This is a genomic window from Kosakonia sp. SOY2 (genome assembly GCF_027109175.1).
In the GTDB taxonomy this organism is placed as follows: Bacteria; Pseudomonadota; Gammaproteobacteria; order Enterobacterales; family Enterobacteriaceae; genus Kosakonia.
This window is the reverse complement of record NZ_JAPVXH010000001.1, coordinates 2,673,424-2,699,874: the sequence shown is the minus strand read 5'-3', so window position 1 is coordinate 2,699,874 and position 26,451 is coordinate 2,673,424. Positions and strand designations below refer to the sequence as shown.

Below are 26,451 nucleotides of genomic sequence, written 5' to 3'. Positions count from 1 at the left end.
AGCTGAAAGCTTTCCGGAACCCCAGCCTGGCTGGGGGTTTTCTATGGACAAAAAAAAGCACCGTGGGGAAACGGTGCTTTTTTATCGGTTTGTATCAGGAATCCGGTGTGGCGCTGTTCTTAACAAACAGGGTCAGCTGATCGCCTGGCTGCAGATTATCGGTATCGTTATTCCAGCGCATCACATCCTGGATGTTCACGCCGTGACGTTTCGCAATACTCGATAACGAATCACCTTTGCGTACGCGATAAGTAATGCTATCGCTGTTGCTGGCGAGACGCTGCGCGCTGCTACCTGCGCCTACCGTCAGACTCTGGCCCACTTTCAGGTTCGAACCGCGCAGGTTATTCCACTGCTGGATATCCTTTGCGCTAACGCCGAGACGCGCCGCGATGGCGGAAAGCGTATCGCCTGAGCGAACCTTGTAGCTCCGGCCTGTCAGCGGGGTGTTATCTGCCAGCTGGGTTGGCTGTACGGCGGCGATTTCGCCTGATGCCAGCGATTCACGCAGTTGATCGGCATGTTTCTTCGGCACCATCACGTACTGCGGACCCGCTGAACCTAACGTCGAACCTTTAACGCCAGCGTTAAACGTTTTCAGTTTGTTCACCGAAATCCCGGCCATTTCCGCCAACTGATCGACCTCAACCGGGCTGCTCAGTCTGACTCGCGCCAGCGCACGACTTTCGTCTGGTGTTGGCAGACTCACGCCATAGCGCTTACTGTTTTTGAGAATATCGCTCAAAGCCAGCATTTTAGGCACGTAAATCTTGGTTTCCTGCGGCAATGAAAGCGACCAGAAATCGGTGGGTTTACCCCGCGATTTATTGGCTTTCATCGCTTTCAACACGCGACCTTCACCGCTGTTATAAGCAGCGACTGTCAGTAACCAGTCGCCGTCAAACATGCGGTTAAGACGCTGCATCATGTCAAGCGCGGCCGTGGTAGAGGCCACAATGTCACGACGCGCATCGTAGCTGCGAGTCTGCTTTAAACCATAATTTCGCCCGGTGCTCGGTATGATCTGCCAAATGCCTGCGGCATTGGCGCCAGACGTCGCGTGTGGGTCAAAAGCGCTCTCCACTATGGGTAGTAGTACCAGTTCCATGGGCATGTTACGTTTTTTAACTTGCCCTGCTATCCAGTACATATACGGCTCTGCCCGTAAAGTTACATCGTGGAGATAGCTCTTATTGCTTAAATACTTGAGTTTTTGTTCGCGAATCCGGGTATTTTCCGGAATTCCCATCTTTAGCTCGTCGCTAATGGAGGTCCACAAGTCACTGTTATTCTGGGCGGCGAATGTTCCATCGTCCATCCACCGCGCCTGACTAGTAAACTTCCCTGCTTCCCCTTGACCAGCTGCAGAAAGGCTCTGTGCGTGCTGTTGTACCGTACCGTCATGGTTAGACGCCTGGCACCCAGCAAGCAAGACAGAGGCGAATAAGATCGCTTTTGCCTTCATGTGTGTGTCAATAGTAGTTGCTTAAAAGACGAGCGATGATAACGGCGTCGTCTTTAAAAGGCAACCCGGAAATATCAGAAGTTATCTTTCTTTGACCTTAACCATGCGAAACGCTCCTCTGGGTGTTGCAACTTTGTTTCTTGGTTAATTACATCAATTAAATCAGTGTCTTCCGTGCGTAAAAATAAATTAATTCGTCGTTCATTTTTCAGAATTACGGGGAGTGTTTTTTGATTTTTCGCACGTAACTCATTAACTTTTCGATAATATTCGTTAAGTGCAGGATCCTGCGGTAAGATGCTGATCGCAAACTTCATATTCCCTAAAGTATATTCGTGTGCACAGCAAATCACCGTATCATCCGGAAGCGCATTAATCTTACAAAAGGATTGATACATCTGGCTTGCCGTCCCTTCAAATAATCTCCCACAGCCACCCGAAAAGAGTGTGTCGCCGCAAAATAGATAAGGAGAACTGAAGAAACAGATATGTCCTAAAGTGTGACCTGGCGTGGCAAAGACGGAAAAATCATGTCCTAAAACGGAGATAACGTCCCCCTCTTTAACGATCTGTGTGGTTCCTTTATCTTGCGTTTCCTCCGGCCCATAAACCACCACATCAGGGAAATGCTGACGCAACGCTTTCACACCGCCAACATGGTCGTTGTGATGATGAGTGAGCAAGATAGCTTCCGGTTGCCACTGGTTTTCTTCTAATGCGCGTAATACCGGTGCGGCTTCGCCTGGATCGACAATCAGGCAGTGGCCATCATCATTGTTCAGCACCCAGATGTAGTTATCCTGGAACGCCGGAATACTGTTAAGATTCATAAATTACCTCTCAAAGCGTAGCGGAAGGTTGTGATGAAACCGGCAAGGACTCCTAAGACATTGGTCGCACCGGCAAGCTGGGGCGATTTACCTAAAGGCGCGTATTACCGCGAAGCGCTGGAAGGAGAACTTAAGCCGTGGTTTGCGAAAATGTATGGATTTCATTTGCTTAAGATCGGCAATCTGAGCGCGGAAATCAATGCCGAAAGCTGCGCTATTTCCCACCAGGTCAATGTTTCCCTTAGCGGCGAACCAGCGCAGGTCAGAGCCGATCCGCTGCATTTACCGTTCGCAGAGAAATCGGTGGATGCCTGCTTGCTGGCACATACGCTTCCCTGGTGTACCGATCCGCATCGGCTATTGCAGGAAGTGGATCGCGTGTTAATTGACGACGGCTGGCTGGTAATGAGCGGTTTCAACCCGATTAGCCTGCTTGGGCTTTGCAAAGCGGTTCCTTTTGCGCGCCGATCACCCGCGGTAAAAAGCCGGATGTTCACCCTGATGCGCCAGTTTGACTGGCTGTCGTTGCTCAATTTCGAGGTGTTACATTATAGCCGCTTTCGCGTCCTGCCCTGGACGAAACAGGGCGGGAAACTGCTTAGCACGCATTTACCGGCTTTGGGGTGTATGCAGCTTATTGTTGCGCGCAAACGCACCATTCCGCTTACGCTAAACCCCATGAAGTCGAGCCTCAGCAAACCCCGGGTTCGCCAGCCCGTGGGCGCGACCCGCCAGTCTTAACTCTCGGGCTGATAGCCCACATCTTCCTGCGTTGGGTTCATCGCGGCGGCGCGCGCCAGTTCATCGCAACGTTCGTTTTCCGGGTGACCTGCGTGGCCTTTAACCCATTCCCAGCGGATTTGATGTTGGCTCAACGCCGCATCGAGTCGTTTCCAGAGATCGACATTCTTGACCGGTTTTTTTTCCGCTGTTTTCCAGCCACGCTTTTTCCAGTTATGGATCCACTGCGTGATCCCCTGGCGCACATACTGGCTATCGGTACTGAGCACCACTTCGCAATGCTCTTTTAACGCTTCCAGTGCGACAATAGCCGCCATCAGTTCCATCCGGTTATTGGTGGTGAGACGGTAGCCTTCGCTAAACAATCTTTCATGCTGACGATAGCGTAAAATCGCCCCGTAACCGCCCGGACCCGGGTTGCCAAGACAAGATCCGTCGGTGAAAATTTCTACCTGTTTAAGCATCTCTGGTAGACTTCCTGTGTTTAAAACGACAAGTCTGACATAAATGGCCGCTATGAGCACAGCAATTACACGACAGATCGTCCTCGATACCGAAACCACCGGTATGAACCAGATTGGCGCCCACTATGAAGGGCACAAGATTATTGAGATCGGTGCGGTGGAGGTGATTAACCGCCGCCTGACCGGTAACAACTTCCATATTTATCTCAAGCCTGACCGGCTGGTGGATCCGGAAGCGTTTGGCGTTCACGGTATCGCCGACGAATTCCTGCTCGATAAACCGACCTTTGCCGACATCGCCGATGAGTTTATTGAGTATATCCGCGGTGCGGAGCTGGTCATTCACAACGCGTCGTTTGATATCGGCTTTATGGACTACGAGTTCAGCAAGCTGAACCGCGGTATTCCAAAAACCGAAACGTTTTGCAAAATTACCGACAGCCTGGCGCTGGCGCGTAAAATGTTCCCCGGCAAGCGTAACAGCCTTGATGCGCTCTGCGCGCGTTACGAAATAGACAACAGCAAACGTACGCTGCACGGCGCATTACTCGACTCCCAAATTCTTGCTGATGTCTATCTGATGATGACCGGCGGCCAGACATCGATGAAATTTGCGATGGAAGGCGAAGGGCAAACGCAAACAGGCGATGCGGGGATCCAGCGTGTTGTTCGTCAGGCAAACCGCTTGCGCGTGGTTTTAGCCAGTGATGAGGAGCTGATGGCCCATGAATCACGGCTCGATTTAGTGCAGAAGAAGGGCGGAAGCTGCCTGTGGCGCGGGTAAAATCGTTTTGTTAACGCAGGAAAATCGCCGCACGGGTGATTTTTGCAGCAAACAATTCAAAACGATGGAAAAAGCGTTGACGACACCAGGTGCAATCCGTAATATGCGCCTCGTTCCCTAACAGGAACACAACGCGGAGCGGTAGTTCAGTCGGTTAGAATACCTGCCTGTCACGCAGGGGGTCGCGGGTTCGAGTCCCGTCCGTTCCGCCACTATTCAGAAGGCCTGAATCAGCAATGATTCAGGCCTTCGTCGTTTCTACTCCTTTGCCGCCACGCGCTGGGCGGTAAATGTGCTGCTCACACCTTCGCGTTCGTTACGCGCCAGAAAGCGGTAGCATCCCGCCCCGAGGAACGCGCCAATAAACCAGCTAAAGTTGGCCACTTCATGCAGCGCCGGAATAAAGCTAATAATCAGCCCAACCGCCACTGATGGTGCCAGCGCAGCAATCGCTTTCGGGTTAAAGCCGTTTTTGTACCAGTAACGCCCGTTTGGCGAGTCGGTAAACAGATCGTCGACAAACACATTTCCGCGTTTAATCAGATAAAAATCGGTCAGTAAAATACCGAACAACGGGCCAATAAACGCGCCGAGCACATCCAGCGTGTAGTGGATCAACTCCGGAGACTGGAACAAATTCCACGGCGTCAGCAGTACCGAGCCGACCGCCGCGATCATTCCGCCGGTACGAAAACTGATTTTTTGCGGAGAACAGTTAGAGAAATCGAAGGCCGGGGAGACGAAGTTCGCCACAATATTGATGCCGATGGTGGCGGTGATCATCGTCAGCAGGCCAATTGCCATCGCCAGGCTGCTACCAACATGGCTCACTGTTTCGATAGGATCGGTGATCATCTTGCCAAACAGCGATTGGGTCCCGGAAACAATCACCACAGTGACAATGGAAAACAGCAGGAAGTTAAACGGCAGTCCCCAGCGGTTGCCGCGGCGGATCTCCTGCATGCTTTTACCGTAGCGGGAAAAATCGCCAAAATTGAGCAGCGGGCCGGAGAAGTATGAAACCACTAACGCCGTTGCGGTGATCATCTGCCAGGTTTGCTCACCTGCCGTCAGTTGTTTGCTGGCGAGGGTAAAAGAGATACCGTCGAAACCCGTTTGCCAGAGGATCCATCCCGCCAGCGCCATCATCACCACGTATACCGCCGGGCCGGCGATATCGATAAAGCGTTTAATCGCGCTCATCCCGTGCCAGAACACCAGCGCTTGCAGCACCCACATAATGCCGAAACAGAGCCAGCCCAAATGTGACAGGCCAAGGAAATGGCCGTTGGTCAGGGGAGTAAGGGCGGGCCAAAACTTCAGGATCACCAGCATCAATGCGTTGGCGGCCAGATAGGTCTGAATGCCGTACCACGCAAACGCAATCAACCCGCGGATCACCGCCGGGATATTCGCACCGAATACGCCAAATGCCTGACGGCAGATCACGGCATACGGCACACCGGCCATTTGGCTCGGTTTCGCCACCAGGTTTGCGCACAGCTGCACAATACAGATCCCCAACAGCAGGCAAAGTAGCACCTGCCAGCTGGCAAGCCCTAAGGCGAAGAAGCTGGCGGCGACCACATAGCCGCCCATGCTATGCACATCGGACATCCAGAAAGAGAAAATATTGTACCAGCTCCAGGTCTGATGGCGGGTCGGTGCTAAATCTTCATTAGTCAGGCGCGGGCTGTAGCGGGCATCGTAATTTGGTTCAAGGTTTGGCATGGATTCTGCTCCTCTGAATACAGATAGTGACGTGTTGTCTGCTATCCCTCATTGCATTAACCAGGCCAGGTTTTAATTTTTTGTATACAAAATAAATTAACGGTGTATACAAAAATAGATGAATTGAGTAACAAAGGAATTGCGCTATGAACCAGCAAATAGGGCTGCGAACCCCTGCAGATCTGGAAGATAAAGAGCATGTCATTTGGCAATCGTTAATGACCGCCATCGTTGAACATCAATTGCCACCGGGAAGTAAACTGCCGGAAGAGGCGCTGGCGGAAGTTTTTGGCGTCAGCCGTACCGGGATCCGCAAAGTCTTAACCCGCCTTGCGACGGTGCAAATGATCACCATGACGCCCAGACGTGGTGCATTTGTCGCCAACCCCGGCGTTGAAGAGTCAAAAGCTATCTTTACTACCCGTAAAATGATCGAATGCGCCAACCTGCCGCTGGTGCTGGAACATCTTCAGCCGCCACACCTTGCCGGGCTGGAAAACATCATCGCGCAGGAAGAAGAGGCGCATCAAAACCATGATGGCGCGGCGGCTATCCGCCACTCTGCGGCTTTCCATATCCAGCTGCAGGCCATTTCCGGTAATGCGGTGGTGACTGACATTATTACCACGCTGGCGCAGCGTTCGTCGCTGGTGATAGCCGCCTGGGGCGCGCCCTGGCAGCGCGGTTGCCGCTGTGACGATCATGACCAACTGGTTACGCTGCTGCGTAAAAAGGATCTGCCGGGGCTCAGTGATGCGATGGCCCACCACTTTGATCACATTGTTTCCAGCCTGCGCTTTGAGCGCAGCGGCGAGACAGTACCGGACTTCGCCCGCCTGTTTGGTGCGCCAGGAGAACACTGATGAGCCAGTTTTGTATACAAGTTATCAATCCCAATACCAGCCCGGAAATGACCGCCACCATTGCCAGCGTGGCGCGCAGCGTGGCGTCGCCTGGCACCACCATTCTTGCCAGTTGCCCCTCGCAGGGAGTGGAATCAATCGAAGGACATTTTGATGAAGCCATTGCGGCGATTGGCGTGCTGGAGCAAATCAAACAGGGTAAAACCCAAGGCGCACAGGGACACGTGATTGCCTGTTTTGGCGACCCCGGATTACTGGCGGCGCGCGAGTTGGCGAGCGGGCCGGTTATCGGTATTGCTGAAGCGGCTATGCACATGGCAACGCTTGTGGCGACGCGGTTCTCGATTGTTACCACGCTGCCACGCACGGTGATTATCGCCCGTCATTTATTGCGCCAGTATGGCTTCGAACATCACTGCGCCGCGCTGCATGCTATCGATTTACCGGTACTGGCGCTGGAAGATGGCACGGGTCTTGCTCAGCAAAAGGTACGCGAACGTTGTATACAAGCTAAACGGGAAGATCATAGCGGCGCCATTGTGCTGGGCTGCGGCGGCATGGCGAACCTTGCCAGCGAGTTGACGCAAGAGCTTGGCATGCCGGTGATCGACGGCGTTATGGCCGCGGTGAAGATGGCGGAATCCCTTCTCGCGCTGGGGCTTGGCACCAGCAAATACGGCGATCTCGCGTATCCCAATAAAAAGCCGCTTTCAGGATGTTTCGAACAGCTTTGCTGAAAGCGGCCCCGTAAAGAGGTCGAATCAGCATGCAATCAGCAACGGACAAACCTTTCTGGCATTTCACCGCCAACTACCCCCGCGATATGGCGGGTTATGCGGGAAAACCGCCGCATGCCCGCTGGCCGGGTGGCGCGCGCATTGCCGTCCAGTTTGTCCTTAATTTTGAAGAAGGCGGCGAGAACCATGTGCTGCATGGTGACGCGGGTTCAGAGCAATTTTTGTCAGATATTATTGGCGCTGCCAGCTATCCCGCGCGGCATATGTCGATGGACTCACTGTACGAGTATGGATCGCGCGCAGGGTTCTGGCGTATTCATCAGGCTTTTCAGCAACGTGGTCTGCCGCTCACGGTTTTTGGCGTGGCAATGGCGCTGGCGCGTAACCCGGAAATCGTCGAGGCGATCAAAGCGGCAGACTACGACGTGGTAAGCCACGGCTGGCGCTGGATCCATTATCAGGATCTTGATATTCAAACCGAACGCCAGCACATGCAGCAGGCGATTGAGATCCTGCAAACGCTGTTTGGCAAAAAGCCGCTTGGCTGGTACACCGGGCGTGACAGCCCAAACACCCGTAAGCTGGTGGTCGAGCAGGGCGATTTTCTCTACGACAGCGACTATTACGGCGATGATTTACCCTTCTGGACCACGGTGGAAGGGAAGCCGCATCTGATTGTGCCGTATACGCTTGATGCCAACGATATGCGCTTTGCCACGGCTCAGGGTTTTAACACCGCTGAACAGTTTTATACCTATCTGAAAGACAGTTTTGATGTGTTGTACGAAGAAGGGGCGTATGCGCCAAAGATGATGTCGATTGGCATGCACTGCCGCCTGCTCGGGCGGCCCGGGCGCTTTCGTGCACTGCAGCGTTTTCTTGATTACGTGCAAAGCCACAGCGATGTCTGGATCTGCCGTCGCCAGGATATCGCCGAACATTGGCTAAAGCACCATCCTTATAAGGGCTGAAATAAGGACTGAAGCAAAGCGAATAGCCCGCCGCCGAGCGGGCTTTACTCAGCGTGTCAGCCGCAGCTGTTGTAAGTTGCCGTCCAGTTGCAGATCCGTTTGCAGTCGCGCCACATCGCGACATGTAAAGGCCATTGCTTTATGCGCTTCCAGTTTTTGCCGCCACTTTTCCGGCACGTCCGCAAGATTCTCGTACAATACTTCCAGCGTCGGGAAGGTGTTTAACAGTTGGGTGGCGCTTTTCGGGCCAATACCGGCAACGCCTGGCACTTTAGAACTGCTGATCCCCGCCAGCCCCCAGTAATCCGGCAATTGTTGCGGCGTGACACCATATTCCTGCGCGATAAAGGGCGCATCCAGCCAGCGTTTCTGAAAATAGTCGCGGATACGAATGGTTGGGGAAAGCAACTGGCAATAGCCTTTGTCCGTGGAAACAATTGTCGCCTGCTGCCCGGCCTGCGCCATTTTTACCGCCAGCGTCGCGGCGAGATCGTCCGCTTCGTTACCCGGCGTGGCCCAGCAACGAATGCCGCGCTGTTCAAAAGCGCTGCGCAAAGCGGGCATCTCGGCATGCAGCGTCTCCGGCATGGGCGGTCGCCCGGCTTTATAGTCGGGTAATAACTGGTGACGCCAGCCCTGGCTGCGAGCCTCATCATCAAACACCGCCACAGCGTGCGTCGGCTGGCTGTGAACGACGAGTTGTTCCAGCGCGTGCAGGCAGGTGTCTACACAGGGCGATCCCTGTACCGCGTGGATCCGGCGGATAAGATTAAGCGCGTCGACAATTAACAGATGAGCCACAGATACCCTCCTTGAAATCGTGCCTAAGGGTAACATCGCGTGCGGCGTGAGGCTATGAAGCGGGGGATAATCAGGAAGATGCCTCGCAAAACGAGGCATCTGGCAGGGCTTAATCGCAGGTCACGATCTTCATCGCCAGCCCACCGCGTGAGGTTTCGCGGTACTTGGCGTTCATATCTTTCCCGGTTTCGTACATGGTTTCGATGACTTTATCCAGGCAGACGCGCGGCTCGCTGGTACGGCGCAGCGCCATACGCGCGGCGTTTACCGCTTTTACTGACGCAATGGCGTTGCGCTCGATGCATGGCACCTGTACCTGGCCTGCGACCGGATCGCAGGTCAGACCGAGGTTGTGTTCCATACCGATTTCCGCCGCGATGCAGACCTGCGCCGGGCTTGCGCCGAGCAGTTCCGCAAGGCCTGCGGCGGCCATCGAACAGGCAACACCCACTTCGCCCTGGCAGCCTACTTCCGCGCCGGAGATGGAGGCGTTCATTTTATAGAGCGAGCCAATCGCGCTGGCGACCAGCAGATAGCGAGCCAGTGAATTCGCGTTCACCTGACGAATAAACTTGTCGTAATAAGCCAGTACTGCCGGCACAATGCCGCACGCGCCATTGGTTGGCGCAGTCACCACGCGACCACCGGCGGCGTTCTCTTCGTTAACCGCCAGCGCAAACATGTTGATCCAGTCGACGACCTGCATCGGATCTTTACTGGTGTTATCACTGCTGACCAGCATACGGCGCAGCGCCGCGGCGCGGCGCGGCACGCGTAATTTGCCCGGCAACACGCCTTCGGTGGTAATTCCGCGCTCAATACCGCCCTGCATCACTTCCCAGACTCGCGCGAGGTGCTGTTCCAGCTCCTCTTTGCTGTGCAGCGCCAGTTCGTTCTTCATCATCAGACCAGAGAGTGAAAGCCCGGTTTCCTGACAGTGACGTTGCAGATCCGCCGCATTTTTGTACGGATAAGGTACGGCGACAGGCGCGTTGTTGGTCTGGCCAAAATGTTCTTCGTCGACAATAAAACCGCCGCCGATGGAGTAATAGGTCTGGCTATAGAGAACCCTGTCGCTCGCGAGCGCGGTAATACGCATGCCGTTCTCATGTAGCGAGAGGTTATCGGCATGGAAGTTCATGCATTGATCGACCGGAAACTCGACTTCGTGCTCGCCGTTAGCCAGCAGCAGGCGGCCGTGCGTGTTTACGTCCTGAATAAATCCTGGAATAGCATCGATATCAACGCTATCCGGCAGGTTACCCGCCAGACCCATAATGATAGCGATATCGGTATGGTGCCCTTTACCGGTCAGAGAGAGGGAACCGTAAACGTCTACTACTACACGGGTCACGTCGTGCAGCATGCGGCGAGCAATCAGATCGTCAGTGAATTGTTTACCGGCTTTCATTGGGCCAACGGTATGCGAGCTGGAAGGGCCAATGCCGATTTTAAAAATATCGAATACGCTGATCATGACGCATTATCCATTGCAATGAGAGTCGCGCCGCCCGTGGAGAGCGGCGCGAAAGAGATTAGCTGAACAGAGAGTAGAAGATCGCGGAGATAGCGATAAGACCCATGATAACAATGAAGATGTTGCTGATTTTACCGCTGTATTTACGCATTGCCGGTACTTTGGCGATGGCGTACATCGGCATCAGGAACAGGATCATCGCGATAATCGGGCCGCCCAGAGTTTCAATCATTCCGAGGATGCTCGGGTTCCAGGTTGCTACAGCCCAGGTGGTCAGCAGCATAAACAGCGCGGTAATGCGGTTCAGCTTGTTGATTTCGATGCTTTTACCTTTGCCACGCAGGGACTTGATCACCATACCGTTGAAACCTTCACGCGCACCCAGATAGTGGCCGAGGAAAGATTTGGTGATGGCGATCATCGCAATGATCGGTGCCATCCAGGCGATGATCGGTGCATTAAAGTGGTTTGCCAGGTAAGAAAGAATCGAGATGTTCTGCTGTTTCGCCGATGCCAGGTCAGCCGGAGAAAGGCTCAGTACGCAGCTGAATACGAAGAACATTACCGTCAGCACCATCATGATGTGTGCGAACGCCAAAATACGTGAACATTTGCTCTCTGCTTCGTTGCCGTACTCTTCACGTTTTGCCACCGCAAACGAGGAGATGATCGGCGAGTGGTTAAAGGAGAACACCATCACCGGAATAGCCAGCCACAAGGTCATCCACAGGCCGTTACCGGTCGCGGAAGTGCTGTTCAAAGACAGCGTGTCGAGTGCTGCGCCGTTCCACTGCGGGATCAGGTAAACCGCCAGCAACATCAGGGCGATAACAAACGGGAACACCAGAATACTCATCGCTTTAACAATCATCTGCTCGCCAAAACGCACGATGGTCATCATGCCGACAATCAGGATCAGCGACAGAATGGCGCGCGGCGGCGGCGTCATACCCAACTGGTGGGTCATAAAGCTGTCAACGGTGTTAGTGATCGCCACGCTGTAGACCAGCAGGATCGGGTAGATAGCGAAGAAGTAGAGCAGGGTAATCAGTTTACCCGCGCCGATACCGAAGTGCTCTTCAACCACCTCGGTGATGTCTTCACCCGGGTTTTTACCCGACAGCACAAAGCGAGTCAGACCGCGGTGTGCGAAGTAAGTCATTGGGAAAGCGAGGATGGCCATGATGATCAGCGGAATTAAACCGCCAACGCCGGCGTTAATTGGCAGGAACAGTACACCAGCGCCGATGGCAGTACCGTACAGGCCCAGCATCCACATGGTATCCGTTTTGCGCCATGAACTTCGTGTAGCCGATGTGGCCAGCGTACTGGTTTGAGTGGTTTCCATTTATAAATCTCCTGGGAAAAGCAAAATGCTGGCATGACGGGCGAATACAATGCCTGACAGGCTGGCGGTAATATTAAATTCGGTCAATCACGGTTTTTTTATAATTTCTTTCCGCAATTATTTGCGGCGGAAAGATACATTTATGTTATGACTCTATCAGTGATCGGGATCGCAATTGCAATAAATCACTTTTTATGTGGATATATTTAGACCATCTCTCTACTTAATGATCGAGAGATGAAATTTATGGGCGCGAAGGCTATCACCAGCAAGATTTGCGATCAAACGCACACCGCTGAAAGACGATAAATACCCTGTAAAAAACCGCTATCGCAGTGATTTATCGACGTTTAAGGGGCGCTGTAACATAGGAATATGCTGGTGATAGGCATGCGAGTTATACGGGGAAAATCCGAGGTATAAGGGCGACTTATACGTCGCCCTGGAAGATCAGGCGCAGATTTCGTAGCAAGGAATGTACGCGCTGCCTGGCAGTTTCATACGATGCTGGGCGACAAAGCCCTGTAGCAGGTCATCCATACGGCGCATCATGTCGCTATCGCCATGAATTTTATACGGGCCGAACTCCTCAATCGCCCGAATGCCGTGCTCTTTCACGTTACCCGCCACGATGCCTGAGAACGCCCGGCGCAGATCCGCGGCTAACGTTTCTACCGGCTGATCCGGATAAAGTTTCAGGTTAGCCATATTTTCGTGCGTCGGTTCAAACGGCACCTGCAGATCCGGCGCGATACGGATAGACCAGTTGAAACTATAGGCATCCCCGGTTTCACGACGGTTCTCTTTCACGCGCGGCATCGCTTTTTTCATCTGCCGCGCCACTTCAGCCGCATCATTAATGATGATGGTGTAGTGTTGTCGCGCGGCTTCGCCCAGCGTGTTGACGATAAATTCGTCCAGCACACGGAAATAGTCCGCACTCTCTTTTGGCCCGGTCAGGATCAGCGGTAGTACCTGGTTTTTGTTGGCCGGGTTCATCAAAATCCCCAGCAGATACAACAACTCTTCCGCCGTGCCTACGCCTCCCGGGAAGATGATGATGCCGTGCGCGATACGGACAAACGCTTCCAGACGTTTTTCAATATCCGGCATGATGATCAGTTCGTTGACCAGCGGGTTTGGCGGTTCAGCGGCAATGATCGACGGTTCGGTCATGCCAATAAAACGGCCCTCTTTATAACGTTGCTGCGCGTGACCGACGGCGGCACCTTTCATGGGCGCTTCCATCGCGCCTGGGCCACAGCCCGTACAGATGTTCAGCTCACGCAGGCCAAGCTGGGTTCCCACGCGGCGCGCGTAGAGGTACTCGGTTTCGTTAATCGAGTGGCCGCCCCAGCAGACCACCATGCTCGGCGCTTCGCCGACATGCAGCGCGCGGGCGTTACGCAAAATGGAAAACACCAGGTTGGTGATATGAATGGAGCTTTCCAGATTTAAATGCTGAACGCGTCCGGCGTTATGTATCTGTCCATTAACGAAGAGAATGTCGCGCAGAACAGCAAACAGGTTGGCCTGCAGCGAGCGGATAATGCGCCCGTCGACAAAGGCCTCTTCCGGTGGGTTGATCAACTCCAGCTTTACGCCGCGTTCACGGCGTAACACGTTGATATCAAAACTTTCGTTACGGGAGAGCAGCTCTTTGCTGCTGTCGGTCTGGCTCCCTGAGTTCAGTACAGCGAGCGAGCAGTTGCGAAACAGTTGATACAGGTCACTGCTGGCCGTGCGTTTAAGCATATCGACTTCCAGCTGCGACAGCATATCCATTGAGCCAAGCGGGCTAATATGTGTAATCAAGTGAACTCCTTACGGGACGAAAATTTTATCTTTCCCGTGATTACAATAGCCCTGGCTTATGACGTTTAACAACCTGTCGCGTGGGATCTTCCACGCAGAGCGATAAAAAGTTGTGATTTACTGGCGTACTAACCGACCGGTTGCAGGGACAAAATCGGTATTGGTGCGCCACGGATTGATATCCAGCCCGCCGCGTCGGGTATAGCGCGCGTACACGCTCAGGCTTTCAGGCTGGCAGAAACGCAGAATATCCGAGAAGATGCGCTCGACACACTGCTCATGAAACTCATTGTGATGACGGAAAGAGACCAGGTAGCGCAGCAATTTTTCACGGTCGATTTGCGCGCCGCGATACTGGATTTGCACTGAGCCCCAATCTGGCTGGTGGGTGATCAGGCAGTTCGATTTTAATAAATGGCTGACCAGCGTCTCTTCCACAACCTTTCCGCTGGCGGCATCGGTTAACAGCGCGGCGTCAAATTCGTAATTTGCGATCTCAATATCCTGGTCGTCGATACAGACCCCAGGGAAATGCGCAATCGGCTGCCCTTCCAGCTCATCAATGCGATACAGCACCACGTTCACGGCGCCTTGCGCGCAGGCGCTTAAATCGCGTTGCAACGTGTCGTGTACCTCTTGCCAGCTGGTAAAACGTGTCTGGTTAAAACTGTTGAGATAGAGCTTGAAGCTTTTCGATTCCACCAAATTGACGCTGGCGTGATCCAGCTCAACGTGGCCAACCGCCACCTGCGGCAAACCCTTCGCATTGAGCCAGGAGAGTTCATACAACGTCCAGATATCCGCGCCGCGAAAAGGCAAGCTGTCGGCTTTTAAGCCTAACGGATCGCGGTTTAACGAACGGGGAACGCCTTGCAGCAAGCTGGCGTCATAGGTGTCGCGGTAATCGGTGGTTTTGCCAAGCGTCAGGCCAGCCAGCGCCTGATGGTTATCATAAGAGGACATGTTTCATCGCCATTTTGCAGGTAAACTATGACGCAGAGTTTATCCTGGCTTATGTGAAGAGAGAAATCGGTGGAAAAAGAGACGGCGCATGCCCTGAAAGCCTTTACGGAACGTTACTGTAATGCGTGGCACGAACTGCGAGACAGCTGGCCGCAAAGCGAAGCGCTTTACGGTATTCCCTCGCCGTGCATTATTTCTTCTACCGACAAATACGTTATCTGGCAGCCAAAACCGTTCGTACCAGAACGAAATGTAAACCCAATTGAACAGGCCATGGAAATTGTGGTACAAACGCCGCTCCATACCTTTTACACCACACAATTTGCCGGTGATATGACCGCGCGTTTTGGCGAACTGACCCTGACGCTGCTGCAAACGTGGAGTGAGGATGACTTCGTGCGTATGCAGGAAAATCTGATTGGTCACCTGGTTACGCAAAAAAGACTGAAGTTATCGCCTACACTTTTTATTGCTACGCTCGACAGCGAACTGGATGTGATTTCGCTGTGTAACCTGAGCGGCGAAGTGGTGAAAGAGACGCTGGGTACGCGTCAGCGCACCGTTCTCGCCCCAAGCCTCGCGGCATTCCTCGACCAGCTCGAACCCGTTGTGTAATCCTCAATACTACTCATCTTGTGAGAGATCTCTTACACGACCTGTAAGAGATCGCCAGGTCTTTTTCCATAATTCTGATGCGCCTTCTCATTCATAATTAATATAAATCATGAGGTTAATCTAAAACCCTTTTCCTGTTGTGGTTTCATTCAAAGCTGAATTTGTGTTAAGTCTTCTTGTAAGACGTCACAGAATCGGTGATTCTATCTGTGTCGACACGGAGTCTGACAACGAAGCGTACATCAGGATGATGTTGTTTCGAGGACTCACCAGGACGGTGCTGCAAGGAAAGGCTTCAGGACGAAGCAAAGGGACATCGCTGGAATGCGTTAACGGACACCTCCAGGACGGAGAATGAGAGCCGGTAAGGATACCCGGCAGATCAGGAAGATCCAGGACACGCTTTACGGATGAGGCCAAGTCACATCGGGGTGGTGTGAGCAAGATGCGCTGTTTAAGGATGAACGGGTCAGGAGACCGCAGGAAAAGTTTTCATGGATGAGCAGGGAGCATACGAGTAGCGGGACTGCTGCGAAACGAACCGGGAGCACTGTTTTTACAGTGCTCCCTTTTTTTATTTGTTCCGCTCTTTGGTATGCTGCGCGCCAGTCTGATTATTCCGGGGGTTTATATGACTCAACATCAACGTGTGCGTGAGCAACTTCATCTTCTCGAAGCGCAATTGCGCGAACAGAATCTTTGGCAAACCAACGCGCCAGCGGCAAGCGCCTTTGAAAGCACGCAGCCTTTTTGCATGGATACCCTTGAGCCATTCGAATGGCTGCAATGGGTGCTTATTCCGCGTATGCACGCTCTGCTGGATAGTCAACAGCCTTTGCCGCAGGCATTCGCCATCGCGCCATACTATGAAATTGCCCTTGAGGCGACCCATCCGTCCCGAGAAGTGATGCTGGTGCATTTACAGCAGCTCGATGCGCTGTTCAGCGACGAAAACGCCTGATGCTGGAGATTATTTACCAGGATGAGTGGCTGGTGGCGGTGAATAAACCTTCCGGCTGGCTGGTTCACCGTAGCTGGTTAGATCGCGATGAAAAAGTGGTGGTCATGCAAACGGTGCGTGACCAAATCGGCCAGCACGTTTTTACCGCCCATCGCCTCGACAGGCCCACTTCCGGCGTGTTGTTAATGGGCTTATCCAGCGAGGCCGGTCGCCGCTTAGCACAGCAATTTGAGCAACATCAGATTCAAAAACGCTATCACGCCATTGTGCGTGGCTGGCTGATGGAAGAGGCGTTGCTGGATTATCCGCTGGTCGAAGAGCTGGATAAAGTGGCCGACAAGTTCGCCCGCGCCGATAAAGAGGCGCAGCCAGCCGTAACGTACTATCGCGGGCTGGCAACGTGCGAAATGCCAGTGGCAACGAGCAAATTTCCCACCACGCGCTATGGTCTGGTTGAACTGGAACCGAAGACGGGCCGCAAGCACCAATTGCGTCGCCATCTGGCGCATTTGCGCCATCCGATTATTGGCGACAGTAAACACGGCGATTTACGGCAAAATCGTAGCGCGGCGGAACACTTTGGCTGCAACCGCTTGATGCTGCATGCTAGCCAGTTAACGCTCACTCACCCTTTTACCGGCGAGCCGTTAACGATCCGCGCCGGGCTGGATGAAACCTGGATGGGCGCGCTGTCGCACTTTGGCTGGCGCGGGCTTCTCCCTGAAAATGAAAGGGTTGAGTTCTTGCCAGTGAGCCGCCAGGATGAGGGCAATCTGGAATCACGCAAGGAGTGATGAGCATGGCGAAGGTCGGAATTTTTGTTGGCACCATGTACGGCAATTCGCTGCTGGTGGCGGAAGAAGCGCAGGAGATCTTACAGGCGCAGGGCCACAAGGCGACGGTATTTGAAGATCCCGAAGCCAGCGACTGGGAAAACAACAAAGGCAATTACGCGCTGATAGTGACCTCCACGACCGGTCAGGGCGATTTGCCGGAAAGTATTGCGCCGCTGTTCCATTATCTGCGCGATACCGTGGGGTATCAGCCTGATCTGCACTATGGCGTGATTGCCCTGGGCGATAGCACATACGCCCATTTCTGCGGCGGGGGTAAGCAGTTTGATGCCCTGCTGCAAGAGCAAGGTGCACAGCGTATCGGCGAGATGTTGCTGATTGACGCCAGCGAAGACCCGGAACCTGAAACCGTCTCTAATCCGTGGGTTGAGCACTGGGCGACCCTGCTGAAATAAGCTGTCTTCCTCTCCGTAAGCGGGGAGGAAACCTCTCTTTTTGCCGCGTCAAGCGACGCATTTCACACTCTTTAACGCTGCCTCTCTTTTGACCACCTTCGGTCTGCTCCATTTTCATTTCCGTGAAGTACTCCCCATCCGCCTGGGCTAATGCCTTAAAGGGCATAGCCGCGCCCGGCGAATGTTGTGTTGTTGCACGGTGAGAGTTGAAAAGGCGCTCCATATACTTTTTCTCGCCAGTAAAAAAAACGCGGCCCGCCGGGTGTGGCAAACCCGGCAGGAGCAGCAAAAACACAATGACATCATCCTGTCTTCCCCTACAGGTTGCGCCGTACAGGATGAATGGACAAAAGAACATTTATGCTTCGGGAGTACAACCATGAGTACATTTAGCCAGGCGGCGAGCGGCGCTGAAAAGCGTACCAACGCCCGCTACTGGATAGTGGTGATGCTGTTTATCGTCACATCCTTCAACTATGGCGATCGCGCCACGTTGTCGATTGCCGGTTCAGAGATGTCCAAAGCGATAGGCCTGGATCCGGTCGGTATGGGTTATGTTTTCTCCGCGTTTTCCTGGGCTTATGTGATTGGCCAGATACCGGGCGGCTGGTTGCTTGACCGCTTCGGATCAAAACGCGTCTATTTCTGGTCTATCTTCACCTGGTCGCTGTTTACCTTGCTGCAAGGTTTCGTCGATATCTTTAGCGGCTTTGGCATCATCGTTGCGCTCTTCACCCTGCGCTTTATGGTCGGTCTGGCTGAATCTCCTTCCTTCCCGGGCAACAGCCGCATCGTTGCAGCCTGGTTCCCGGCGCAGGAGAGGGGTACGGCGGTGGCGATTTTTAACTCCGCGCAATACTTCGCGACGGTGATCTTCGCGCCGATCATGGGCTGGCTGACGCACGCCGTGGGCTGGTCACATGTGTTCTTCTTTATGGGCGGTCTCGGCATTTTCATCAGCTTCCTGTGGCAGAAAATGATCCACGAGCCGAACCAGCATCCGGGCGTAAACAAAAAAGAGCTGGAGTACATTGCAGAAGGTGGCGCACTGATCAACATGGATCAGGCGAAAAGCGCGCACCATGTTCCATTCTCAGAAAAATGGGGACAGATCAAACAGCTGCTGGGTTCCCGCATGATGATCGGCGTCTATCTGGGCCAGTACTGTATTAACGCCCTGACCTATTTCTTTATCACCTGGTTCCCGGTTTATCTGGTGCAGGCACGCGGCATGTCGATTTTGAAAGCGGGTTTTGTTGCTTCAATCCCGGCGATCTGCGGCTTTGTGGGGGGCGTACTGGGCGGGATTATTTCCGACTGGTTAATGCGCCGTTACGGCTCGCTGAACGTGGCGCGCAAGACGCCAATTGTATTGGGAATGCTGCTCTCCATGAGCATGGTGTTCTGTAACTACACCAACTCCGAAACGCTGATTATCGCTTTCATGGCGCTGGCTTTCTTCGGTAAAGGTATCGGTGCGCTGGGCTGGGCGGTGATGGCAGACACTGCGCCGAAAGAGATCAGCGGCCTGAGCGGCGGTCTGTTCAACATGTTCGGTAATATCTCCGGCATTGTGACGCCGATTGCCATTGGCTACATCGTCGGCACGACCGGCTCGTTTAACGGCGCGCTGATTTATGTCGGTATCCATGCGCTGGTGGCGGTACTCAGTTACCTGGTTCTGGTGGGGGATATCAAGCGTATCGTGCTGAAACCTGTGACAGGACGTGAATGATGAACACACAAGCAAGCCCCATTATCACCGACATGAAGGTCATTCCGGTGGCCGGGCATGACAGCATGCTGATGAACATCGGTGGCGCGCATAACGCTTACTTTACCCGCAACATCGTGGTGCTCACCGACAACGCCGGTAACACTGGCGTCGGTGAAGCGCCGGGCGGCGACGTGATCTACAAAACATTGGTTGACGCCACGCCGATGGTGGTGGGGCAGGAAGTGGCGCGATTGAATAAAGTGGTGCAGCGCGTACACAAAGGCAACCAGGCGGCGGATTTCGACACTTTCGGAAAAGGTGCCTGGACATTTGAGCTGCGCGTGAATGCGGTGGCGGCACTGGAAGCCGCTCTGCTGGATCTGTTAGGCAAAGCGCTGAACGTCCCGGTGTGCGAACTGCTTGGCCCCGGTAAACAGCGCGATGCGGTGACGGTGCTGGGTTATCTGTTTTATGTCGGCGATCGCACCAAAACCGATCTGCCATACCTGGCCGCGACGCCTGGCAACCATGAGTGGTATCACCTGCGTCATCAGGAAGCGATGAACAGCGATGCGGTCGTGCGCCTGGCAGAAGCGTCGCAGGATCGCTACGGCTTTAAAGATTTCAAACTCAAGGGCGGCGTACTGCCGGGCGAAAAAGAGATCGACACCGTGCGGGCGCTGAAAAAACGTTTCCCGGACGCGCGCATCACGGTTGATCCCAACGGCGCCTGGCTGCTCGACGAAGCTATCAGCCTGTGCAAAGGCCTTAATGATGTGCTGACCTACGCGGAAGATCCGTGCGGCGCGGAACAGGGCTTTTCCGGGCGTGAAGTGATAGCGGAGTTCCGCCGCGCCACCGGCTTGCCGGTAGCGACCAATATGATTGCCACCAACTGGCGTGAAATGGGCCATGCGGTGATGTTAAACGCGGTGGATATCCCGCTGGCGGATCCGCACTTCTGGACGCTTTCCGGCGCGGTACGCGTGGCGCAACTGTGCGACGACTGGGGATTAACCTGGGGCTGCCACTCCAACAACCATTTCGATATCTCGCTGGCGATGTTCACCCACGTTGGCGCGGCAGCACCGGGAACGCCGACCGCCATCGACACGCACTGGATCTGGCAGGAGGGCGACGCACGCCTGACCAAACAGCCGCTGGAGATCCGCCAGGGGAAAATCGCCGTACCCGATGCGCCAGGCCTTGGTGTAGAGATCGACTGGACGCAAATCGAAAAAGCGCACGCGGCATACAAGACGCTGCCCGGCGGCGCGCGCAATGACGCAGGCCCGATGCAGTACCTCATCCCAGGCTGGACGTTTGACAAAAAACGCCCCGTTTTTGGACGTCATTGATAGACCAAAAGGATTAAAAAAAATGAGCACATACAGTTCGACACCCGTTGTCTCCTCCATGCAGGTTATCCCGGTTGCGGGCCACGACAGCATGTTGATGAACCTGAGCGGCGCGCACGCCCCGTTCTTCACCCGCAATATCGTGGTGATTAAAGACAACGCTGGCCACACCGGTGTGGGGGAAATCCCCGGCGGCGAGAAAATCCGTCAAACGCTGGAAGACGCTATTCCGCTGGTGGTCGGTAAGACGCTGGGTGAGTACAAAAATATCCTCAACACCGTGCGCAATAACTTTGCCGACCGCGACGCCGGTGGCCGTGGCCTGCAAACTTTCGATCTGCGTACTACGATCCACGTGGTGACCGGCATTGAAGCGGCGATGCTGGATCTGCTCGGTCAGCACCTCGGTGTGAACGTCGCTTCCCTGCTTGGCGAAGGCCAGCAGCGCAGCGAAGTAGAGATGCTCGGTTACCTGTTCTTCGTTGGCGACAGCAAAAAAACGCCGCTGCCGTACCAGAGCCAGCCGGATGACAAGTGCGACTGGTATCGCGTGCGTCACGAAGAGGCGATGACGCCGGATCGCGTAGTGCGTCTGGCAGAAGCCGCGTATGAGAAATATGGTTTTAACGATTTCAAACTGAAAGGCGGCGTGCTGGCGGGAATGGAAGAAGCCGAAGCGATTTCCGCGCTGGCAAAACGCTTCCCGCAGGCGCGCGTCACGCTCGATCCGAACGGTGCCTGGTCACTGGATGAAGCGATAAAAATTGGTAAGCACCTGAAAGGCGTGCTGGCGTACGCAGAAGATCCGTGCGGCGCGGAACAGGGCTTCTCCGGTCGTGAAGTGATGGCGGAGTTCCGCCGCGCGACCGGCCTGCCGACCGCCACCAATATGATTGCCACCGACTGGCGTCAAATGGGCCATACGCTGTCACTGCAATCGGTGGATATCCCGCTGGCTGACCCGCACTTCTGGACCATGCAGGGGTCGGTACGTGTGGCGCAAATGTGCCACGAGTTCGGTCTGACCTGGGGCTCGCACTCGAATAACCACTTTGATATTTCGCTGGCGATGTTCACCCATGTTGCCGCTGCGGCACCGGGCAATATCACCGCTATCGATACGCACTGGATCTGGCAGGAGGGCAACCAGCGCCTGACTAAACAACCGTTCGAAATTAAAGGCGGGATGGTGCAGGTGCCAAACAAACCGGGTCTTGGCGTAGAGCTGGATATGGACCAGGTGATGAAAGCCAACGAGCTGTATCAAAAACATGGCCTCGGCGCGCGTGACGATGCAATGGGAATGCAATACCTGATCCCGAACTGGAAATTTGATAACAAACGTCCGTGCATGGTGCGTTGATGAAATTGCCAGTCCTTGCGGGGGCTGGCATTTCCTCATCTTTGCTGGGTGTATGCTTAAAGCCGTGAATATGCGTAAGGATGGCTTATGAAAATTGTGATCGCACCAGACTCTTACAAAGAAAGTTTAAGTGCCCTGGATGTGGCGACCGCGATTGAGAGCGGTTTTCGTGAAATTTTCCCCACGGCGGAATACGTCAAAATACCGGTGGCGGACGGCGGCGAAGGGACGGTTGAAGCCATGGTCGCCGCTACCGACGGGCGTATCGTTAAGGTTGCGGTAAAAGGGCCGCTCGGCGAGCAGGCTGAAGGGTTCTACGGGATTTCTGGCGACGAGCAATCCGCTTTTATCGAAATGGCCGCCGCCAGCGGGCTGGAAATGGTACCCCCCGCCAAACGCGATCCGCTCATCACCACGTCCTGGGGCACCGGCGAGTTGATTCGCCATGCGCTGGACGCGGGCGTTAAACATATCATCATTGGCATTGGCGGCAGTGCGACCAATGACGGTGGTGCTGGCATGGTGCAGGCGCTGGGCGCAAAGCTGCTGGATGAGAATGGCCAGCAGATTGCGCTGGGTGGTGCGGCGCTGGAAACGCTGGCGCGAATTGATACCGCGCAACTGGATAAACGCCTTGCCGGGTGCCGTATCGAAGTGGCCTGCGATGTGACCAATCCACTCACCGGAAAAGAGGGCGCGTCGGCGGTGTTTGGCCCGCAGAAAGGGGCGACGCCGGAGATGATCGACAGGCTCGATAAAGCGCTCGGGCATTATGCGCGGATCATTGCCCGCGACCTGGATTTGGACGTGCTGCACCTGGCGGGCGGCGGCGCGGCAGGGGGGATGGGTGCCGCGCTGTATGCGTTTTGCGGCGCAGAGTTGCGCCAGGGTATCGAGATTGTCACCGATGCGCTGGCGCTGGATGAGTACGTGATTGGCGCTGACTTGGTGATCACCGGCGAAGGGCGTATCGATAGCCAGACGGTGCACGGCAAAGTGCCGGTGGGCGTGGCGAAAGTGGCGAAGCGCCATAATATTCCAGTGATTGGCATCGCCGGCAGCCTGACCGCCGATGTTGGCGTGGTGCACCATCACGGTATCGATGCGGTGTTCAGTGTGATCTACAAGGTCTGTTCGCTGGAAGACGCGCTGGAAAATGCCGGCGAAAATGTCCGCATGACCGCGCGCAACGTGGCGGCAGTGCTGAAAGCAGGGCAAAAGCTGTAACCGCAAACCGCCCGATAGCATGCTGGCTTATCGGGCTTGTTCTAACGCGTTTTCACTGGCCTGGTGGCGGCGTGTTGAGTGGATAATCAATGTGTTGTTTATCCACTCGCGGATAAACAACGTGTCTAACCTCAATTCCAGTCAGCGGTTATGCGCCTGACTACCCCAGCAATTTGTGTGCTTCGCGGGTGACGTTATCCATCTCATCGAGCAATTCCAGAAACTCCGGTTCCAGCTCTTCGGCCGCAACGCCGCTGCGTAACTGCTGTTCAATCAGCTGGCAGAGGTTTTTCAGCCGCGGTACGCCGCTGTAACCGCAACTGCCGTGTAACTTATGGATCCCTTCAGAAAGCCCTTGCGGCGCTTCGCCAACCAGCTGTTCTTCCACCATATTGCGGATCTCCGGCAGGAACTCGACCAGCATATGCAGCATCTCGCGCGCCAGATCCGATTTCCCGGCAGCCTGGCGCAGCGCCAGTTGCCAGTCAAGCGTGGTGTCGGCGTCAACTACAATGTCTGCCGGTGCTACTGCCTGTTCCGGTGGCATCAGCCAACTGCCGATATCCGGGCCGGGCTTATAACGGCGCAGCAGGCTGCGCAGCTTATCCTCTTCAATGGGTTTCGCCAGATAATCGTTCATCCCGGCGCTGAGCAGTTTCTCTTTTTGTCCGGCCATCGCATGGGCCGTAACGGCGATGACCGGCGTTTGCTGCTGGTGCGGCAACTGGCGAATTAGCTCGCAGGCGCGAATGCCATCCATGTCCGGCATCTGAATATCCATCAGGATCAGATCGAACTGTAGCTGGCGGGCGCGCTCAATGGCCTGTATACCGCTTTCGCACAGCTCGACATGCTGCACCTGATCTTCCAGCAACGCGCCGATGAGTTTCAGGTTGGCCGGGTTATCGTCCACCGCCATTACCGTCATCGGCAGTTTTGTTTCATCTACCGGCTGAGCCTGCGTGAGCCGGGTCGCACGGCAATATTCTGTGAGCGCGGGCAGCAGGCGGGTGGTGGTCAGCGGTTTCAGCAGACAGGCCGCCGCGCCATCTTGCTTCAGCTCCTCGGCGTTTACCTGCGCATGGCAAGGCAGCGCTAACAGCAGGTAGTCGGTCATGGCGGCGGCTCGTGCGAGGCGGTCGTGCTGCATGTTGAGCGGCTCACGCACCGTCACCGGAATCGCCATCAGCAGAATGTCGTAATGCGCCTGCGGCAGCGCCGAGAACGACGGGCTGTAAATCACCTCCAGCGGCGTTTCGTGCAACACGTCCAGCGTGCTTTGCGCGGCTGTCGCATTGGGCTCGACATAGGCAAGGCGTTTGCCCGCCAGACAGCCTGTGGCAGGCGCTTCGCTGATGGCATTTGGATTGAGATCGAGATTAATGTGGAACCAGAAGGTGGATCCGCGATTCGGCTGGCTATGGAAGGAGATATCGCCGCCCATTTCATTGACCAGCCTTTGGGTTATCACCAGCCCCAGGCCGGTGCCGCCGTGACGGCGAGAGATGCTGGCATCGGCCTGACGAAACGCCTGGAACAACCGCGACTGATCGCGCTCGGGGATGCCGATGCCGGTATCGCGGATCTGCATCTCAACCTGCACTTTGTTGTTACTGATGGCGCGCTTCTCAACCACAATGTCGATATTGCCATGTTCGGTGAATTTGATGGCGTTACCGACAAGATTGGTGATCACCTGTTGCAGACGCAGCGGGTCACCAATTACGTTATCCGGCACATCGTTTTTGATATTCAGCGTCAGTTCCAGCCCCTTGTCGTGCGCCGAGTGTGCCAGCAGGATGACGACCTCATCGAGCGTATTACGCAGCGGGAACGGGATGCTTTCCAGAATTAACTTGCCCGCCTCCAGCTTGGAGAAATCCAGCACGTCGTTAATGATCGCCAGCAGGTTGTTCGCCGAACGTTCAATCGTCAGCAGGTGATCGCGCTGCGTGGGGTTAAGCTCAGATTTCAGTGTCAGGCGGGTAAAGCCAATCACGCCGTTCAGTGGCGTGCGCAGCTCATGGGACATATTGGCGAGGAACTCAGATTTGATGCGCGCCGCTTCCTGGGCGCGTTTTTTCGCCAGATCCAACTCGACGTTCTGGATCTCCATCTGCTCCAGCGTTTCACGCAGATCGGAAGTGGACTGGTCAATGTTGTGCTGCATCTCTTCGTGGTAGGCCGCCAGCGACATCGCCATCGAGTTGATGCCGTTTTTCAGCATATCCAGCTCACCGAGCATAAAACCTTCCACGCGGCTGTCGAGCTGCCCGCGACGAATGCGGTCAACGGTGTTGACCATATTACGGATCGGGCTGGTTACGTCGCGCATTAAGCGCCAGCCGAAAATCAGCGCAATGCCTATACAGAACAAAATCATCAAGCTGGAGATAAAAATCTCTTTGTACTGCTGCAAACGAACCGATTTGAGATCCAGCTCCAGCGCCACATAGCCGAGCATGTTGCCGGTAATTTTATCCGCTGGTAGCGCGGTGTTGGTTTGCGTAAATCCTTCGGAAAGAATGGGCGTGCGCAGGATCATCACATCGCCGCGCCGGGAGACGCTGAGCCTGCGCGGAAAAGGTTGCCCTTCCGCCAGCCGGAGATTATCGCCATCAAGCTGGAAATTAGAGGAAACGAATACGTTATTCTGCCCATCGTAAATGGAAATTGCCCGCACAATATCGGAATGGCGGCGATGCAAAACGCTCACCAGTTGGCCTATCGCATCTTTGTCCTGCAACGTCATGCTGTATTCGCTCGAGACCGCCAGCGGCTCAATGATGCTGGCACCGGCGTCTTCCAGTTGACGCTGCAAATCGTTATAGCGGTGAACGACAAAGAAGATGCTGAGCAGCACACCGATAAGCACGGTGGGCGCCAGAATCAGGATCATCATGCGTGCGCGCAAGCTGTAGTTGGTCATGGAGTTCCGTTATGGGAGAATTAGGCCATTAATCTGTAAATG

General features: G+C 54.6%; 23 protein-coding genes and 1 tRNA gene. 14 read left to right on the top strand and 10 right to left on the bottom strand.

The features are described from left to right. Window positions 1-94 precede the first annotated feature (94 nt). Both mltD and gloB read right to left on the bottom strand, forming a co-directional pair. Window positions 95-1,465 (bottom strand): murein transglycosylase D, encoded by a 1,371-nt coding sequence (gene mltD / locus O3S68_RS12830; protein WP_045513344.1) that lies wholly within the window; start codon window positions 1,463-1,465, stop codon window positions 95-97. Window positions 1,466-1,539: 74 nt separating this feature from the next. Further along, a complete protein-coding gene (gene gloB / locus O3S68_RS12825) occupies window positions 1,540-2,295 on the bottom strand; it encodes a hydroxyacylglutathione hydrolase (RefSeq protein ID WP_269231639.1) in 756 nt (251 codons plus the stop codon). Window positions 2,296-2,328: 33 nt separating this feature from the next. Between gloB and O3S68_RS12820 the strand changes: the two genes are divergently transcribed. After that, window positions 2,329-3,036, top strand: coding sequence for a class I SAM-dependent methyltransferase (locus tag O3S68_RS12820; RefSeq protein ID WP_044489570.1), 708 nt, complete (start codon window positions 2,329-2,331; stop codon window positions 3,034-3,036). Here O3S68_RS12820 and rnhA read toward each other — a convergent pair. Next, entirely contained in the window at window positions 3,033-3,599 is a 567-nt protein-coding gene (gene rnhA / locus O3S68_RS12815; RefSeq protein ID WP_161796289.1) for a ribonuclease HI, read from the bottom strand. The genes O3S68_RS12820 and rnhA overlap by 4 nt on opposite strands. Here rnhA and dnaQ point away from each other — a divergent pair. Both dnaQ and O3S68_RS12805 read left to right on the top strand, forming a co-directional pair. Further along, on the top strand, window positions 3,553-4,284 hold the full coding sequence (gene dnaQ / locus O3S68_RS12810) for a DNA polymerase III subunit epsilon (protein WP_020456642.1): 732 nt from the start codon (window positions 3,553-3,555) through the stop codon (window positions 4,282-4,284). The two genes, rnhA and dnaQ, sit on opposite strands and share 47 nt — an antisense overlap. Before the next feature lie 135 nt (window positions 4,285-4,419). Next, window positions 4,420-4,496: transfer RNA gene (locus O3S68_RS12805), tRNA-Asp, on the top strand. Window positions 4,497-4,542: 46 nt separating this feature from the next. Here O3S68_RS12805 and O3S68_RS12800 read toward each other — a convergent pair. Next, window positions 4,543-6,015 carry an NCS1 family nucleobase:cation symporter-1 gene (locus O3S68_RS12800; protein WP_020456643.1) on the bottom strand — a complete coding sequence of 491 codons (1,473 nt, stop codon included), beginning with the start codon at window positions 6,013-6,015 and terminating at the stop codon, window positions 4,543-4,545. A gap of 146 nt (window positions 6,016-6,161) precedes the next feature. On the opposite strand from O3S68_RS12800, the gene O3S68_RS12795 reads away from it, so the two are divergent. From O3S68_RS12795 to puuE, 3 genes are read left to right on the top strand one after another with little or no spacing between them, the layout of a single operon-like run. Continuing rightward, entirely contained in the window at window positions 6,162-6,878 is a 717-nt protein-coding gene (locus O3S68_RS12795; RefSeq protein ID WP_097406378.1) for a GntR family transcriptional regulator, read from the top strand. Continuing rightward, window positions 6,878-7,615 (top strand): aspartate/glutamate racemase family protein, encoded by a 738-nt coding sequence (locus tag O3S68_RS12790; RefSeq protein WP_269231638.1) that lies wholly within the window; start codon window positions 6,878-6,880, stop codon window positions 7,613-7,615. Before O3S68_RS12795 ends, O3S68_RS12790 begins: the two co-directional genes overlap by 1 nt. 29 nt (window positions 7,616-7,644) lie before the next feature. Continuing rightward, window positions 7,645-8,586 carry an allantoinase PuuE gene (gene puuE, locus O3S68_RS12785; protein WP_269231637.1) on the top strand — a complete coding sequence of 314 codons (942 nt, stop codon included), beginning with the start codon at window positions 7,645-7,647 and terminating at the stop codon, window positions 8,584-8,586. 48 nt (window positions 8,587-8,634) lie between these two features. On the opposite strand, the gene xni is transcribed toward puuE, so the two are convergent. The 5 genes from xni to queF form a co-directional block, all read right to left on the bottom strand. Beyond that, window positions 8,635-9,423 (bottom strand): flap endonuclease Xni, encoded by a 789-nt coding sequence (xni, locus tag O3S68_RS12780; RefSeq protein ID WP_269231636.1) that lies wholly within the window; start codon window positions 9,421-9,423, stop codon window positions 8,635-8,637. Between the two features lie 73 nt (window positions 9,424-9,496). Continuing rightward, window positions 9,497-10,864: an L-serine ammonia-lyase gene (locus O3S68_RS12775; protein WP_269231635.1), complete on the bottom strand. Its 1,368-nt coding sequence runs from the start codon at window positions 10,862-10,864 to the stop codon at window positions 9,497-9,499. Between the two features lie 58 nt (window positions 10,865-10,922). Next, window positions 10,923-12,212: an HAAAP family serine/threonine permease gene (locus O3S68_RS12770; protein WP_020456649.1), complete on the bottom strand. Its 1,290-nt coding sequence runs from the start codon at window positions 12,210-12,212 to the stop codon at window positions 10,923-10,925. A gap of 450 nt (window positions 12,213-12,662) precedes the next feature. Further along, a complete protein-coding gene (gene ppnN, locus O3S68_RS12765; RefSeq protein ID WP_017458733.1) occupies window positions 12,663-14,027 on the bottom strand; it encodes a nucleotide 5'-monophosphate nucleosidase PpnN in 1,365 nt (454 codons plus the stop codon). Window positions 14,028-14,144: 117 nt separating this feature from the next. Next, window positions 14,145-14,990 carry an NADPH-dependent 7-cyano-7-deazaguanine reductase QueF gene (gene queF, locus O3S68_RS12760; RefSeq protein ID WP_269231634.1) on the bottom strand — a complete coding sequence of 282 codons (846 nt, stop codon included), beginning with the start codon at window positions 14,988-14,990 and terminating at the stop codon, window positions 14,145-14,147. A 69-nt stretch (window positions 14,991-15,059) separates the two neighbouring features. On the opposite strand from queF, the gene syd reads away from it, so the two are divergent. The 8 genes from syd to O3S68_RS12720 all read left to right on the top strand — a co-directional run bounded on the left by syd (window position 15,060) and on the right by O3S68_RS12720 (window position 23,480). Then, window positions 15,060-15,605 (top strand): SecY-interacting protein, encoded by a 546-nt coding sequence (gene syd, locus O3S68_RS12755; protein ID WP_097406374.1) that lies wholly within the window; start codon window positions 15,060-15,062, stop codon window positions 15,603-15,605. A 631-nt stretch (window positions 15,606-16,236) separates the two neighbouring features. Continuing rightward, complete coding sequence (locus O3S68_RS12750; RefSeq protein ID WP_045513360.1) at window positions 16,237-16,566, top strand: YqcC family protein; 330 nt, start codon at window positions 16,237-16,239, stop codon at window positions 16,564-16,566. Next, on the top strand, window positions 16,566-17,360 hold the full coding sequence (gene truC, locus O3S68_RS12745; RefSeq protein WP_269231633.1) for a tRNA pseudouridine(65) synthase TruC: 795 nt from the start codon (window positions 16,566-16,568) through the stop codon (window positions 17,358-17,360). Before O3S68_RS12750 ends, truC begins: the two co-directional genes overlap by 1 nt. 5 nt (window positions 17,361-17,365) lie before the next feature. Next, the gene (locus O3S68_RS12740; protein WP_020456654.1) at window positions 17,366-17,815 is read left to right on the top strand and encodes a flavodoxin; all 450 of its coding nucleotides are present in this window, start codon (window positions 17,366-17,368) and stop codon (window positions 17,813-17,815) included. A gap of 379 nt (window positions 17,816-18,194) precedes the next feature. After that, entirely contained in the window at window positions 18,195-19,550 is a 1,356-nt protein-coding gene (locus O3S68_RS12735; RefSeq protein WP_020456655.1) for an MFS transporter, read from the top strand. After that, on the top strand, window positions 19,550-20,890 hold the full coding sequence (locus O3S68_RS12730; RefSeq protein ID WP_269231690.1) for an enolase C-terminal domain-like protein: 1,341 nt from the start codon (window positions 19,550-19,552) through the stop codon (window positions 20,888-20,890). Before O3S68_RS12735 ends, O3S68_RS12730 begins: the two co-directional genes overlap by 1 nt. 22 nt (window positions 20,891-20,912) lie before the next feature. Further along, window positions 20,913-22,253, top strand: a complete 1,341-nt coding sequence (gene gudD / locus O3S68_RS12725) for a glucarate dehydratase (RefSeq protein WP_160271143.1) — start codon at window positions 20,913-20,915, stop codon at window positions 22,251-22,253. 87 nt (window positions 22,254-22,340) lie between these two features. Further along, window positions 22,341-23,480: a glycerate kinase gene (locus tag O3S68_RS12720; RefSeq protein ID WP_045513310.1), complete on the top strand. Its 1,140-nt coding sequence runs from the start codon at window positions 22,341-22,343 to the stop codon at window positions 23,478-23,480. Window positions 23,481-23,640: 160 nt separating this feature from the next. Here the strand turns inward: O3S68_RS12720 and barA are convergent, their stop codons facing one another. Continuing rightward, the gene (gene barA, locus O3S68_RS12715) at window positions 23,641-26,409 is read right to left on the bottom strand and encodes a two-component sensor histidine kinase BarA (protein ID WP_097406368.1); all 2,769 of its coding nucleotides are present in this window, start codon (window positions 26,407-26,409) and stop codon (window positions 23,641-23,643) included. Window positions 26,410-26,451 lie beyond the last annotated feature (42 nt).

Excerpts from the sequence above, each read along its gene's own strand:
- O3S68_RS12750 (WP_045513360.1), top strand. The coding sequence starts at position 16,237 with ATGACTCAACATCAACGTGTGCGTGAGCAACTTCATCTTCTCGAAGCG.
- gloB (WP_269231639.1), bottom strand. The coding sequence starts at position 2,295 with ATGAATCTTAACAGTATTCCGGCGTTCCAGGATAACTACATCTGGGTG.
- puuE (WP_269231637.1), top strand. The coding sequence starts at position 7,645 with ATGCAATCAGCAACGGACAAACCTTTCTGGCATTTCACCGCCAACTAC.
- O3S68_RS12740 (WP_020456654.1), top strand. The coding sequence starts at position 17,366 with ATGGCGAAGGTCGGAATTTTTGTTGGCACCATGTACGGCAATTCGCTG.
- O3S68_RS12820 (WP_044489570.1), top strand. The coding sequence starts at position 2,329 with ATGAAACCGGCAAGGACTCCTAAGACATTGGTCGCACCGGCAAGCTGG.
- gudD (WP_160271143.1), top strand. The coding sequence starts at position 20,913 with ATGAGCACATACAGTTCGACACCCGTTGTCTCCTCCATGCAGGTTATC.
- O3S68_RS12795 (WP_097406378.1), top strand. The coding sequence starts at position 6,162 with ATGAACCAGCAAATAGGGCTGCGAACCCCTGCAGATCTGGAAGATAAA.
- O3S68_RS12775 (WP_269231635.1), bottom strand. The coding sequence starts at position 10,864 with ATGATCAGCGTATTCGATATTTTTAAAATCGGCATTGGCCCTTCCAGC.
- truC (WP_269231633.1), top strand. The coding sequence starts at position 16,566 with ATGCTGGAGATTATTTACCAGGATGAGTGGCTGGTGGCGGTGAATAAA.
- xni (WP_269231636.1), bottom strand. The coding sequence starts at position 9,423 with ATGTTACCCTTAGGCACGATTTCAAGGAGGGTATCTGTGGCTCATCTG.
- O3S68_RS12720 (WP_045513310.1), top strand. The coding sequence starts at position 22,341 with ATGAAAATTGTGATCGCACCAGACTCTTACAAAGAAAGTTTAAGTGCC.
- O3S68_RS12770 (WP_020456649.1), bottom strand. The coding sequence starts at position 12,212 with ATGGAAACCACTCAAACCAGTACGCTGGCCACATCGGCTACACGAAGT.
- O3S68_RS12735 (WP_020456655.1), top strand. The coding sequence starts at position 18,195 with ATGAGTACATTTAGCCAGGCGGCGAGCGGCGCTGAAAAGCGTACCAAC.
- dnaQ (WP_020456642.1), top strand. The coding sequence starts at position 3,553 with ATGAGCACAGCAATTACACGACAGATCGTCCTCGATACCGAAACCACC.
- O3S68_RS12800 (WP_020456643.1), bottom strand. The coding sequence starts at position 6,015 with ATGCCAAACCTTGAACCAAATTACGATGCCCGCTACAGCCCGCGCCTG.
- queF (WP_269231634.1), bottom strand. The coding sequence starts at position 14,990 with ATGTCCTCTTATGATAACCATCAGGCGCTGGCTGGCCTGACGCTTGGC.
- mltD (WP_045513344.1), bottom strand. The coding sequence starts at position 1,465 with ATGAAGGCAAAAGCGATCTTATTCGCCTCTGTCTTGCTTGCTGGGTGC.
- O3S68_RS12790 (WP_269231638.1), top strand. The coding sequence starts at position 6,878 with ATGAGCCAGTTTTGTATACAAGTTATCAATCCCAATACCAGCCCGGAA.
- barA (WP_097406368.1), bottom strand. The coding sequence starts at position 26,409 with ATGACCAACTACAGCTTGCGCGCACGCATGATGATCCTGATTCTGGCG.
- O3S68_RS12730 (WP_269231690.1), top strand. The coding sequence starts at position 19,550 with ATGAACACACAAGCAAGCCCCATTATCACCGACATGAAGGTCATTCCG.